Raw genomic sequence first — 12,978 nt, 5'->3', positions numbered from 1 at the left:
TTGGAAGGGGGATAAGGGGAGCGACTTCGCCATTCAAGCCCCCTTGTCCCCCTTGAACTGAATCGCTAGAGAGTTTGGAATCTTGGGAGATTCTAGAATTGAAGCTAGATATTTACTCTGTAACCTTGTGGTTGGATGAATACATCTACCTCTTCGGCATTACCTGTATATTTTTCCACATTAACTAATGCAGTATGCGAGATATTGCCATTTGCAAGTTTTGAGGTTGGAATATCTATAGTTAGCACATTCGCACAGCCATTTTTACAAAGTGCCCCAATATCTGCTCCACCTTGTGGATTATACCACGCTCCCTCGCTTAGCTTTACAACGCCCTCTTTGACATTTTCAGTTAATACAGCTCCGGCAAGAATTTGCCCTCTTTTGTTAAAGATTCTCACAATATCGCCATCTTTTATGCCTTTTTTATCGGCGTCTTTTGGATTTATCCATACTGGCTCTCTGCCATTTACGGCGTATTTATCCCTTAGGCTTGTTTGATTTAGCTGGGAGTGAAGCCTATCTGTTGGGTGTGAGCTTATTAGGTGGAATTCCGCTGGTTTATTTTGCATTCCAAGCCACTCAATCGGCTCTAGCCAAGTTGGGTGCGGAGGGCAGTCGTCATATTTCATCTTTTCAATCGTGCTTGAGTAAATCTCAATTAGCCCAGATGGTGTTCCAAGTGGATTTAAAATAGGGTCATCTCTAAAGTCCTTAAACTTTATAAACTCCGTATTCTCATATGGAATCTCAAATTTAAGTGGCTTATTCGCATCCCAAAATTCTTTGAAACTTGGCATTGGGATATTTTGATTTTGTGCTTGTTTTAGGGCAGAGTTGTAAAATTCCTCAATCCATTGCATTTCATTTTTATTCTCGCTAAATTTTTCCCCTACGCCAAATTCTTTTGCCAAATCATAGAATATTTGATAGTCATCTGCACTCTCATATTCTTTCTCTACAAGCTGTTTCATTGGCGTCATATAGGCGTTTGAGTAGTCTCCTACCATTGCAATATCATTTCGCTCATAGCTTGTAGTGGCTGGCATTACAATATCTGCCATTCTAGCAGTTGGCGTCCAATATGGGTCGTGAACTACAACAGTTCTAGGCTTTCGCCACGCTTTTATAAGTGTATTTGTATCTTGGTGATGAACGAATGGATTCCCACCCACCCAATACACAAAGTCAATATCTGGATAAGTTATCTTTTTGCCATCATCATCAATTATTTTGCCCGGATTAAGTAGCATATCTGCTACTCTAGCAACTGGGATATTTACGCTAGTGGCAGTATCTAGCCACCCTCCTCCGCCGACATTTCCAGCAGTCATACCACTTAGAATTGGAGCTTTTGCGGTAGGGCAACCACCACCGGAATAATGATATGATAGCCCAAATCCTCCGCCCGGAAGCCCGATTTGTCCTGTCATTGAAGCGAGTGTTACTAACATCCAGTGCGGTTGCTCTCCGTGATGAGCCCTTTGCATTCCCCAGCCAGACATAAACATAGTTCGATTATCAAAGAATGCATTTGCAAGCTCAGTTATCACTTCTTCATTTAACCCGGTGATTTTTGAAGCCCATTTTGCGTCTTTTGGCGTTTTGTCATTTTTACCAAGTAGATAATCTAGGAATTTATCAAATCCTGTTGTGTAATTCTCAATAAAATCTTTATCATATTTATTATTCTTATACATTGTGTGGGCGATTCCAAGCATTAAGGCTACATCAGTATTTGGTATTGGAGCAATCCACTCGGCATTTAACTCTACTGCAGTTTCATTTTTAACTGGGTCAATGTGGATAATTCGCTTTCCAGAATCTTTTAATCTCTTAAGATATTCAATCCCCTCGCTATCAGTTACACCCCAATCAAGTCGAAGTGTTGCAAGTGGATTCATACCCCAAAGAACTACGATTTTGGTATCTAGCATAATCGTATCCCACGAGGTTTGTTGCTCATAAACTTCTAGTGAGCCAGTTACATGTGGCATAATCACCTGTGATGCACCTGTGGAGTAATCCCCCGTGCTTCCCACATATCCGCCTGTCATTCCAAGGAATCTCCATAATAAGATTCGGCAGTTATGCATTCGCCCAGAGCTATACCATCCATAACTTCCAGCATAAATGGAGCTATCTCCTTTCTCTCGCCTAGTTTTCTTTAATTCATATGCGATTAATTTTATCGCTGTGTCGTAGTCTAATCTCACCCATTCATCTCTACCCCTAAGCTCTGGTTTTGGATTATCCGGATTTTCTATATAGCTTTTTCGAGCCATTGGATAGCGGATTCTAGCGTTTGTATAAACCAAATCTGCTGTGTAATTTTGAAGTGGATTTGGCGTTTTGCCCTCTAAATAAGGATTTGAAGCGATAATCTTGCCATTTTCTATAGTGTGTTTTATCATTCCCCAGTGAGCTGCACTTACAACCTCGCCATTTTGAACTAGATTTGGCGTATAGCTAATATTTGAGTTTGCTAGAAGTTGGCTTCGCTGTGTTACATTATCTAATAGTGGAAGTGTGGCAAATAACGCACTCGCCTTTAAAAACCCTCGCCTTGTAATTTTCGTATTTTTCATCTTTTCTCCTTTGTGTTATTGTTTATGCCACGGCATATTACTTGCATTTTTTTGCAAATATTGTATTAACAAATAGCTTTCATCTTTAGAAATCGCTGTTCTACTTAGCATAGAATTCACCATACTTGGCCATTGATTCGCATTAAATTCCTTTGTATTATGCAATACATGGCAAATTGAGCAATTGTCTGAATACATCTTTTGTGCCTTTTGATACAAGCCATTTATATCATTAGTAAATTCTGTTTCATCACTTAGCAACGAAACGCTAATCTTATTCCAAGTCTTGCCATCATCTTTTAATGTTTCCAATACTTTGTAATCAAATTTCGTAGTTTTTACCATTCCAGCAACTAAGATTCTTCGATTTGGAGCAAAATATATAGCATTTGGAGAACCTTCTTGAATGTAGCCCTCAAATTCTACTTTTGTTTTATCCTGAACCTTACCCAATACCTTAACTTCAACAGTAGGCAATAACCTTCCTATAACCTTACTGTCTCCTTCTTGATAAAGCGAACTTACACTTGTGGTGTATTCAGCACCAAAAATAAATACCGCCAAACTAAAAAATAAAACTGCGACTCTCATCGATAAATTCCTTTTAATTTTGTAAGCATAAAAATGCAATAAAATTATAATACTTTAGCACACTATTTACAATATGTATATAAATATATAACTATTATTGCTAGAGTAAATATAGGTGAATATATTAGGTATAAGCGGGAATATTGATGGATTCCATAAAGACTTTTAAGAATTTGATATTTAAAGAAGTAAATATAAAAAAATAATAATAAATTATAATTTTGCAAGATAAGATTGTAAGATAGGGGAATTTGGTTGCGGGAGATGGATTTGAACCACCGACCTTTGGGTTATGAGCCCAACGAGCTACCGGACTGCTCTATCCCGCGATAATATTTATTAAACTAAAAGAAAATGGCTGGGGCAAAAGGATTCGAACCTCTGAATGGCTGGACCAAAACCAGCTGCCTTACCACTTGGCTATGCCCCAACAAAAATATTAATCTTTGATTTTCAAATGCAATTAAAAACCGAAATTATATTTATTTTAACCCACATTGTCAAGCTATTTTTAAGTAAAGACTTGCTAATCATAATCTTAACATAAAGATTTCAGTGATGATTTATTCTATAAAATTATCTTACTTGGGTTATAATTACGATTTTAAAAATTTATTAACTTTAAATTATTATAAACTATAAGGAATATTATGCAAACTAAAAGAGTCCAAGAAGCAATCAAAGCTATAAAAAATGGCGAAATGATAATAATAATGGACGATGAGAAAAGAGAAAACGAAGGTGATATAGTATTTGCAGGAGAATTTAGTAGTCCAGATAAGGTAAATTTCCTAGTAACGGAGGCAAGAGGTGTATTATGCGTATCGCTTACTAATGAAATAGCTACCAAATTAGATTTTCCATTAATGGTAGATAAAAATAGCTCAAATCACGAAACAGCTTTTACCGTTTCAGTTGATGCCAAAAATGCAAAAACAGGTGTTAGTGCATTTGAACGCGATATGACGATTAAATTAATATGCAATGACAATTCAAAACCAAGTGATTTCGCAAGACCGGGTCATATTTTTCCACTCATTTCCAAAAAAGGCGGGGTTTTAGCACGCACAGGACATACAGAAGCAAGTGTTGATATATGTAAATTAGCGGGTTTAAAGCCGATTGCAGTTATTTGTGAGTTGCTTAAAAATGACGGAACTATGGCAAGTAATAATGATGATTTTGTTGTGCATTTTGCAAAAAAACATCATTTAAAGATTCTATATGTTTCTGATTTGGTTTATTATAGGATTCAATACGAGCAATTAATACATAAAATCGAAGAAAAAAGTGTGCAATTCTTTGGGCAATCTTGCACAAAATTTATTTTTATAGACCATTTGGGCGGTAAACACATTGTGTATAGATTCCCAAAAATTACGAATAATGTGAAATTTCACACTTTTAATAATACCTTGCAATTGCTTGAAAATGGCGAGTTTGAGATATTATCAAAATCGATAGATTTTCTAAAAAATAATGGTGGATATTTGATTTGTATAAATGGAGATAAAAATACAACAAATGAGGAATCTAAAAATTTCGGTATTGGAGCACAGATTCTCAAATATTTTAAGATTAATGAATTTACACTTTTATCAACACATACAAATAGGCATTATGTCGCATTGAGTGGTTTTGATTTAAAGATAAAAGAAAAGATTCTAGTGTAGATTCTAGAATCTTAGTAAATGGTATTTTCTTTAAGATGTTTGATAAATATTTGATAAAGTAGCGATTAATCCCTATTCCATCATAAAATCCATCATAAAATAGAAAATCTAAAACCTAATAATTAAATTTAGACTTACACCACCTTTTCCATTTGGTAAAATTGGAGTTGATATGATTTCTGGGGATTTGGGATTATTTTTATTATAGATTCCAAACAATTCGCCTAATCCCGTGCTATAAATTAGGCTTCCAAGCGGGTCTAGAATCCAAATCATCGTTTTTCCTAGCCACCATTGCCCAAAAAGCTCATTATTATTCATTTGAATGTAGCGAATCAATCTATAGAATCCCTCACCCAAAATCGACCCAATTGCTGGAGTAATAATAATATCCTGCCAACTAGGCACTTCGGCAAATCCCTCAATACCATATTCCCAAAAAAATGTGGAAGCCAAAAATGAAAACATAACTGAAGATTCCCAGCTAAAACCTGCTGTTCTAGGCTGTAAATAAAATAATGCCCCAAAATATGGGTGTGCGATATAGTTTAACCATAATTCATCATTATCTACGACGGGACCTTTCCTAGTTTTTGTTTTCCATTTTGTAAAAAGGTCGCCCGCTTCGGCTTTATTCCACTTTGTAACACTCTCTGGCATCAGATAAAGAAGTCCAGCAGCAAGGAGTGAGCCTGTGAAAATCAACCCAACACTCAATCCCAAATATCCACCTTTACTAGTAGGCTCATAATATGTGCTTGGCTTGGCATTTATAATAATAGTATCTGCATTTGGCGAAATAGGAGCAACACTTGCTTTTTGCAATAAATCTTGCGTGCTATTGGCAAAAATGCAACTAAACGATAGGAAACTAATTAGAATAATTTTTATCATCTGGCTTTAGGGTTATTTCCATTTTTTAATTTTTAGAAATAGAATAATACAAAATTTTGCCATTTTTTATCAAATTTAATCTATAACTTACATTATTTTATACAAGATTTTAAATGCTAATAAGGTTTGCGAAACTACAAAAATTGGGAGATTCTATCTAGTAAGTGGGATTTAATTATACAACAAAAATGTATAAAATTTATGCTGATGTGTGGATAATATTTATTATAAAATTATTTTATAATATTTTCGTTTATTATTAATTTACTATAAAAATACTATGCTAGTTAAAATTAGTAATTAAGAATAAATAAATAATATTTGGAGGATTTAATGGAATTTCTTACTAGTTTAAGTGAAGGGAAACAATTTGCAATTCAAATTATTATTATCTTAATTTGTCTTTTTTATGGTGCAAAGAAAGGTGGTATTGTTCTTGGATTGCTAGGTGGGGTTGGTCTATTTGTGCTTACTTTTTTCTTTGGTATAAAACCCGGGAAACCCGCAATTGATGTTATATTTACTATACTTTGTGTTGTTGTCGCAAGTGCTACTCTACTTGCAAGTGGTGGTTTAGATGTTATGCTACAAATTGCTGAGAGAATCTTAAGAAGGAATCCTAAATTTTTAACGATTCTAGCACCATTTGTTACTTGTTTTTTAACAATACTTTGTGGAACAGGGCATGTTGTCTATACAATGATGCCAATCATTTATGATATTGCTATAAAAAATAATATTCGTCCAGAGAGACCTATGGCGGCTGCATCGGTTTCATCACAAATGGGGATAATAGCAAGTCCAGTTTCTGTTGCTGTTGTTTCCTTAACTGCGATGCTTTTAGCTCCTAATGTAAAACATTTACAAGGTTTTGATGGTTATGTAAATCTATTAATGATAACCATACCTGCCACTTTGGTTGGGGTCTTAGTAGTTGGTATTTATAGCTGGTTTAGGGGAAAAGATTTAGATAAAGATATGGAATTTCAAGAAAAGCTAAAAGACCCAGAATTTAAACAATATGTTTATGGTGATACTAAAACTCTATTAGGTGTTAAACTCCCAAACTTACAATGGGTTTCTATGTTTATATTCTTAGGGGCGATTGCTGTAGTTGCACTTCTTGGGATATTTCCATCTCTTAGACCACATTTTGATGGCAAAGCAATGAGTATGGTTTCTACTATACAAATGTTTATGTTAATCGTTGGCTCATTGCTCGTTATGTTTACAAATTGTAAGGTTGCAGATATTGGGACAAATGCGATTTTCCGCTCGGGTATGATTGCGATAGTAGCGGTTTTTGGTATATCTTGGATGGTGGATAGTATGTTTGCCGTTCATACTCCTATGTTAAAAGAATCCTTAGGTGAAGTTGTTAAAAATCACCCTTGGACTTACGCTATTATGCTACTTTTGATTTCAAAATTTGTAAATTCCCAAGCTGCGGCATTAGCGGCATTTGTCCCTATTGCTTTGGCTATTGGCGTTGAACCGGGCATTATTGTAGCATTTGCTCCAGCTTGTTATGGATACTATATACTTCCTACTTATCCTAGTGATTTGGCTACTATTCAATTTGACCGCTCAGGCACTACTAGAATTGGTAAATTTGTAATTAATCATAGCTTTATTATTCCGGGATTACTTGGGGTTTTCGTCTCTTGTGTGGTTGGCTATATTCTTGCAAGTGTGGCAGGATATATCTAATAATTTTAATGATACCATCGTTTATGATGGTATCTAGAATCTCACATCAAATCTCTAATGGCTTACATTTGATACAAGATTTATCATTTTATATAAAATCATTCTATTTCTAATCTACTTATTAGTGATTATATTTCTAAAATACATATAATTAAAATAAATATATAAGGAAATAAAATGCTTAGAAAATATTTCATATTATTTCTCCCTGTAATAGTTAGTTTTATAGTATTTATTTTGCCTACACCAGATGGTTTAAGCACTCAAACTTGGCTATATTTTAGTATTTTCTTAGGCGTGGTTGTGGGGCTCATTCAAGAGATTATTCCATCTTCTTTAATTGGAATTATAGGTGTTTGCATTTGTGTTTGGTGCAAGGTTGGACCTATTGGAAGCAATGACCCAAAAACAATAATATCGGCTGATAGTGCTATCTCTTGGGGATTAAGCGGATTCGCTAACTCAACAGTTTGTCTTGTTTTTATAGCATTTATGATTGGACTTGGGTATCAAAAAAGCGGATTGGGAAGACGAATTGCATTATTACTTGTAAAAATGCTTGGTAAAACTACGCTTGGATTGGGATATGCTATTGCCATTGCTGATGGTGTCTTAGCACCATTTATCCCATCAAATACCGCTAGAACAGGTGGGACACTATATCCTATCGTAAGCCAGATTCCCCCGATGATGGGGAGCTATCCAGACAAAGAGCCACGAAAAATCGGCGGTTACATAGCTTGGGTTTCTATGGGTGCTACTTGTCTAACAAGCTCAATGTTTTTAACAGCACTTTCATCAAGCCTACTTGCTGTAGAAATAGCGACTAAGGCAGGAGTTGAACCAATAAGCTGGTTTGGGTGGTTTATGTCGTTTTTACCTGCTGGTATTATTTTGTTTCTAGCTATGCCATTTCTTACATATATATTTTATCCCCCTACTGAAAAAGGCTCGCCTAGTGCGACAATTTGGGCAAAAGAGCAACTCGAAAAAATCGGTCCTATGACATTAAAAGAATGGCTTATGATTGGATTAGCGATTTTTGCACTTGTATTTTGGATTGGTGGAAACACATTTGGGGTTCACGCTACAACAGTTGCATTAACAGTTATGATTGCTATGGTTTTGTTAAATATTATAACTTGGAATGATGTTTTGACAAATAAACCTGCTTGGATGATTTTCTTAATGCTTGGCTCACTTGTAACCCTAGCAGATGGATTGAAAAATGTAGGATTCTTAGAATTTATAGTCCATCTTGTAGGTGGGTATCTAGGACATTTTAATCCTATGGTTGCCACTATTGGATTGATAATATTTTTCTTTTTTCTACATTATTTTTTCGCTAGCACAACTGCCCATGTAACAGCACTATTAGCATTATTTATAACAATTGCACAAAGCATAAATGGCATAGATATTCAGCAATTAACATTATTTCTAATGCTATCTTTAGGGATTATGGGTATTCTAACACCCTATGGCACAGGACCATCTCCTATATGGTTTGGCTCTGGATATATTGCTGCAAAAGATTTTTGGAGATTGGGCTTTATATTTGGTGTAATATATCTAGTAGTATTTTTGGTCGTATGCATTCCGTGGGTGAAATATGTCGCTCATATATGGATTTGATTATAAGATTTTTGCGTCTTTTGTGATGATGCCGTCGCTTAAAGCGATAGTATCATCTGCATTTAATTCATCTAATGATTTAACAATATTATCTTTTGTGATTTGCACAAATCCTTTTTTATAGATATTGCTAGGATTCTTCGCTTCTAGCATACTTTTTAGATTATGTAATGTATTTTCTTTATTTGTTAAAAATGATAATGTAGCGAAATCCAAACTACTAGAATCTACATCTAATAATATTTTGTTTTTTAGAAAAGCTAGTAGAATAATATATAATTTTTCTCTCAAATAATTAAGATTATGTTCTTTTAACGGATATAAATGCTTATATGCGGAATCTAGTGTTATATATAGATTATTTAAACTCTCTAATTTTAAAGAGAGAATCCTATCCTTAGTATTTTTAAGTGCTTTATCATATTCCAAAAGCTCATTTTTCAATCTATTATAATCAAATCTATAAAATGCTATTTTAGACTTCAAAGATTCTACAATCTCGCTAAATCGCATTAAATTATTAGTTTCTATCTTATTTAGATTATCCAAATAATCGCTTAATTTTAATAGCCATTCGAATCTATCAGGTAAGATTATTTCCATACAACTAGAAGGTGTTGGGGCACGCAAATCTGCTACAAAATCGCTTAAAGTAAAATCTACTTCGTGTCCTATGGCGGAGACTATTGGCGTTTTTGCGTGAAATATCGCTTCTGCTACAATCTCTTCATTAAACGCCCATAAATCTTCTAAACTCCCGCCACCTCGTGCAATAACGATAATATCAAAACCCATTGTATCGGCTAATTTAATCTTATCTACTATCATATTTTTTGCTTCAATACCTTGGACTAGCGTATCTATTATCGTTATTTCAAGGAGATTCCACCGCTTTTGTGCAACGAATTTCATATCGTGTAAAGCCGCACCAGATAAGGAAGTAATAAGAGCTATTTTTTTAGGAAAAGATGGAATGCTCTTTTTAAAATGCTGTTCAAAATATCCTTTTTCTTTTAATCTTTCTTTTAATTGTTCATATTTAAGGGCAAAATCGCCTATCCCACTTTTTGTTATATTGGAGCATATTATTTGATATTCCCCTCTACTCTCATATACGCTTATATTTCCCTCAACCCTAATATTCAAATTTGCTTCTAATTCAAATTTAATCTTACTTCTAGTGCCTTTAAAAAGAATACATTTAATACTTGCATTAGAATCCTTTAGATTAAAATAGAAATGTCCGCTTTGGTGTTTTGTAATACTACCGATTTCACCTTCTACGCAAATATTTGAAAAATTACACGATAAAGTGGCTTTTATTTGACTAGTTAGTTCGCTAACACTTAGAAATCTCACATCTACTCTCTAATATTTTTTGGATTTAAGGCAATCTTGTGCTTAACTCTTTTGCAAAATCAATACAAACTTGAATACTTTGTTTTGGTGATACAAAGGCATTTACGCCCATATCAAAAACGCCAAAAGTAGTCATTCCAATGGCAATTGCTATATAGCTTCCGTCCCATTTAAAATTTGATAAAAATGCTTTATAGTGGCTTGGAGCTGTGAAAATCAATATAGAATTTGGTTTTGGGGCAAGTCTATGGTCTAGTTTTTTAACCTTATTTTCATATGCTACAACCTCGCTTAGTTTAATCTTATGTTGAAGTAGTTTTTCATTAATATGAGAAACTATTTTTTTAGCATGGACATAGAGTGGATAACGATTTTTTAATAATGGTATTATCTCATTTGCAAAGCCATCACCATGCGAATCTTTGCCGATATATTCCACCTTGCCACCCATTTCAAGCAAATATTCCGCACTTCCCTGACCTATTACAAAGCTTGGAATCTCCTCCCAAGAATAATCATTTAATCGTTTTGCATTCTCTGCAATTGATGTAATAGCATATCTTGAAGTAAAAATTAAAGCATCAATATTTTTAAGATTCATAGGAAAGGGCAAAAGCTCTATTTCACTTACAACTAACGATTCCACATTTGGCTCTTTTTTAGAGCCTATTAAAATTATATCTCTCAAAAAATACCCCAAATTAAAATTTATATATTGTAGCTTTTTGCTTATAAAAATATCTTTTATTATTGTATTTTGATGGAATAAATATTGCTTTAATAGCTAAAATTATCATAATTTTTAAGGATTCCTATGAGTGTTGCGATTGCTATAAGATGGATATTATTATTAGCCTTATTTGTTAATTTCTCAAATGCAACGAAAATAAAAGATATAAGCAATGTCTTAGGCGTTAGAGAAAATGAGCTTACAGGATATGGGTTGGTTATAGGATTGAATGGCACAGGTGATAAAAGTAATTCCAAATTTACAATGCAAGCAATATCAAATATGCTAGAAACAATGAATATAAAAGTTTCTCCGAATGATATAAAATCCAAAAATGTAGCAGCTGTAATCGTTAGTGCAAAACTCCCTCCATTTGGAAGAGCAGGCGATAAAATCGATGTTTTTATATCTTCAATAGGCGATGCTAAATCCCTATCTGGAGGGACATTAGTTTTAACGCCACTTAATGCTATTGATGGAAATGTTTATGCGATAGCTCAAGGCAATATCTCATTAAGTTCAAATACCACAACTGCTACCATACCACAAGCAGGAACAATTGAGCGAGAGTTGGTATATGATATTTATAATAAACCAAATGCGACTTTAAGCCTAAAAAATGCAGATTTTAAGAATGCAATAAATGTTCAAAAAGCTATAAATAATCACTTTAAAGATAATCTTGCCCTTGCTAAAGACCCCCGCACAATTGCACTTACAAAACCAAAAGATATGGGAATGGTGGAGTTTCTCTCACTTGTGGGCGAGATTGATATTGATTATCAAAAAAGTGATAAAATAGTCATAGATGAGCAAAGTGGGACAATAATCACTGGAAGCGATATTAGAATTATGCCAATTACCATAAGCCACGGCGATATGACTATCCAAATAATAGATTCTCTAACCCCACCGCAAAATACCCAAAATAATTCACTCATAGCACAGAATCCTACTATATCATCGCTTGTATCGGCATTACAAAAGATTGGCACAAGCTCACAAAATATCATTGCCATACTAAATGCCATAAAAAAATCAGGTGCAATTAATATAGATATTGATGTGATTTAGCACCCAAATACTAAAAATATTTTATTTTTAAGCTTATTTTATGGTAGGGGAATAGAATCTTTTCATTAATTTTTAATGGGAAAAATAAAAAAGTTTATATTGCTTTTTGGGTTTTAGGTGGATTTGACATAACGAATACATAAAGGAAAATAGAATCTTTATAGGATTTGAAACTGATGATAAGGTTTCAAGTAAAATCTCCGTGCACTTATGTAAGTGGTGTAACAATAAAATAATCAAGGCAGAAAATCTAGTTTATGCAGCAAATGCAGATATTTTATAATACAGAATCTTATAGTATTGGTGCATTTGTAGGCATTGGATTAGGTGGCAAAACCATAAAATAACATAGCTTTAATATGAGCGGATTCTACTTTTGCACTGCATCAAGGAATACTTTTCGACAAATTCCTATTGCTCCATTAAATCTGCATTAAATAAATTTGCCAATGCTACTTCTAATTGGCTTTAAGATAAACCTTACTTGCTTTATATTAGAAATGCTTTGTTGATTTTGGTTTTTAGTAGCTTGTGAATTTGGATTTATCTTTTTGGCAGGATTTCAAAGATTTAAAAAAGCTTTTCTAGTGTTTATAAAATAGTTTTATTATTTATTGTGATGTTTGAGCTAACTTTATAATCAACTTGATTTTCTTTAGCTAAAAGCGTAGTAAGCTCATACTCTTTAATTTGTGGAGTTTTTAATATAAAATACTTTGGTTGC

General features: G+C 33.8%; 9 protein-coding genes and 2 tRNA genes. 4 read left to right on the top strand and 7 right to left on the bottom strand.

The genetic code is table 11. The features are described 5' to 3' along the window. Nucleotides 1-104: 104 nt before the first annotated feature. The 4 genes from torA to CCY99_RS08635 all read right to left on the bottom strand — a co-directional run bounded on the left by torA (nucleotide 105) and on the right by CCY99_RS08635 (nucleotide 3,609). A complete protein-coding gene (gene torA / locus CCY99_RS08650) occupies nucleotides 105-2,588 on the bottom strand; it encodes a trimethylamine-N-oxide reductase TorA (protein ID WP_112061022.1) in 2,484 nt (827 codons plus the stop codon). A gap of 15 nt (nucleotides 2,589-2,603) precedes the next feature. Next, nucleotides 2,604-3,179, bottom strand: a complete 576-nt coding sequence (locus CCY99_RS08645) for a hypothetical protein (RefSeq protein ID WP_112061021.1) — start codon at nucleotides 3,177-3,179, stop codon at nucleotides 2,604-2,606. Between the two features lie 252 nt (nucleotides 3,180-3,431). Beyond that, nucleotides 3,432-3,508: transfer RNA gene (locus tag CCY99_RS08640), tRNA-Met, on the bottom strand. Between the two features lie 26 nt (nucleotides 3,509-3,534). Beyond that, nucleotides 3,535-3,609 (bottom strand) — tRNA-Gln (locus CCY99_RS08635). A gap of 220 nt (nucleotides 3,610-3,829) precedes the next feature. Between CCY99_RS08635 and CCY99_RS08630 the strand changes: the two genes are divergently transcribed. Continuing rightward, nucleotides 3,830-4,852: a bifunctional 3,4-dihydroxy-2-butanone 4-phosphate synthase/GTP cyclohydrolase II gene (locus CCY99_RS08630; RefSeq protein ID WP_112061020.1), complete on the top strand. Its 1,023-nt coding sequence runs from the start codon at nucleotides 3,830-3,832 to the stop codon at nucleotides 4,850-4,852. Nucleotides 4,853-4,960: 108 nt separating this feature from the next. On the opposite strand, the gene CCY99_RS08625 is transcribed toward CCY99_RS08630, so the two are convergent. Continuing rightward, entirely contained in the window at nucleotides 4,961-5,746 is a 786-nt protein-coding gene (locus CCY99_RS08625) for a DUF3943 domain-containing protein (RefSeq protein WP_112061019.1), read from the bottom strand. Nucleotides 5,747-6,079: 333 nt separating this feature from the next. On the opposite strand from CCY99_RS08625, the gene CCY99_RS08620 reads away from it, so the two are divergent. After that, on the top strand, nucleotides 6,080-7,456 hold the full coding sequence (locus tag CCY99_RS08620; RefSeq protein WP_112061018.1) for an anaerobic C4-dicarboxylate transporter: 1,377 nt from the start codon (nucleotides 6,080-6,082) through the stop codon (nucleotides 7,454-7,456). Nucleotides 7,457-7,633: 177 nt separating this feature from the next. Next, nucleotides 7,634-9,091 carry a DASS family sodium-coupled anion symporter gene (locus CCY99_RS08615; RefSeq protein WP_112061017.1) on the top strand — a complete coding sequence of 486 codons (1,458 nt, stop codon included), beginning with the start codon at nucleotides 7,634-7,636 and terminating at the stop codon, nucleotides 9,089-9,091. Here CCY99_RS08615 and xseA read toward each other — a convergent pair whose 3' ends face one another. Together xseA and CCY99_RS08605 are read right to left on the bottom strand one after the other, a co-directional pair. Further along, nucleotides 9,092-10,450 carry an exodeoxyribonuclease VII large subunit gene (gene xseA, locus CCY99_RS08610; RefSeq protein ID WP_112061016.1) on the bottom strand — a complete coding sequence of 453 codons (1,359 nt, stop codon included), beginning with the start codon at nucleotides 10,448-10,450 and terminating at the stop codon, nucleotides 9,092-9,094. Between the two features lie 25 nt (nucleotides 10,451-10,475). Beyond that, nucleotides 10,476-11,138 carry a uroporphyrinogen-III synthase gene (locus CCY99_RS08605; RefSeq protein ID WP_112061015.1) on the bottom strand — a complete coding sequence of 221 codons (663 nt, stop codon included), beginning with the start codon at nucleotides 11,136-11,138 and terminating at the stop codon, nucleotides 10,476-10,478. Between the two features lie 126 nt (nucleotides 11,139-11,264). On the opposite strand from CCY99_RS08605, the gene CCY99_RS08600 reads away from it, so the two are divergent. Further along, nucleotides 11,265-12,254: a flagellar basal body P-ring protein FlgI gene (locus tag CCY99_RS08600; RefSeq protein WP_112061014.1), complete on the top strand. Its 990-nt coding sequence runs from the start codon at nucleotides 11,265-11,267 to the stop codon at nucleotides 12,252-12,254. Nucleotides 12,255-12,978: the final 724 nt, after the last annotated feature.

Origin of the sequence: Helicobacter sp. 16-1353 (assembly GCF_003288815.1) — a bacterium.
Lineage (GTDB): Bacteria > Campylobacterota > Campylobacteria > Campylobacterales > Helicobacteraceae > NHYM01.
This window is presented reverse-complemented; position numbering and strand designations above follow the sequence as displayed.

What these genes read in the sequence shown, in the direction of transcription:
- CCY99_RS08620 (WP_112061018.1), top strand. Translation starts at nt 6,080, where the DNA reads ATGGAATTTCTTACTAGTTTAAGTGAAGGGAAACAATTTGCAATTCAA.
- torA (WP_112061022.1), bottom strand. Translation starts at nt 2,588, where the DNA reads ATGAAAAATACGAAAATTACAAGGCGAGGGTTTTTAAAGGCGAGTGCG.
- CCY99_RS08630 (WP_112061020.1), top strand. Translation starts at nt 3,830, where the DNA reads ATGCAAACTAAAAGAGTCCAAGAAGCAATCAAAGCTATAAAAAATGGC.
- CCY99_RS08645 (WP_112061021.1), bottom strand. Translation starts at nt 3,179, where the DNA reads ATGAGAGTCGCAGTTTTATTTTTTAGTTTGGCGGTATTTATTTTTGGT.
- CCY99_RS08625 (WP_112061019.1), bottom strand. Translation starts at nt 5,746, where the DNA reads ATGATAAAAATTATTCTAATTAGTTTCCTATCGTTTAGTTGCATTTTT.
- CCY99_RS08615 (WP_112061017.1), top strand. Translation starts at nt 7,634, where the DNA reads ATGCTTAGAAAATATTTCATATTATTTCTCCCTGTAATAGTTAGTTTT.
- CCY99_RS08600 (WP_112061014.1), top strand. Translation starts at nt 11,265, where the DNA reads ATGAGTGTTGCGATTGCTATAAGATGGATATTATTATTAGCCTTATTT.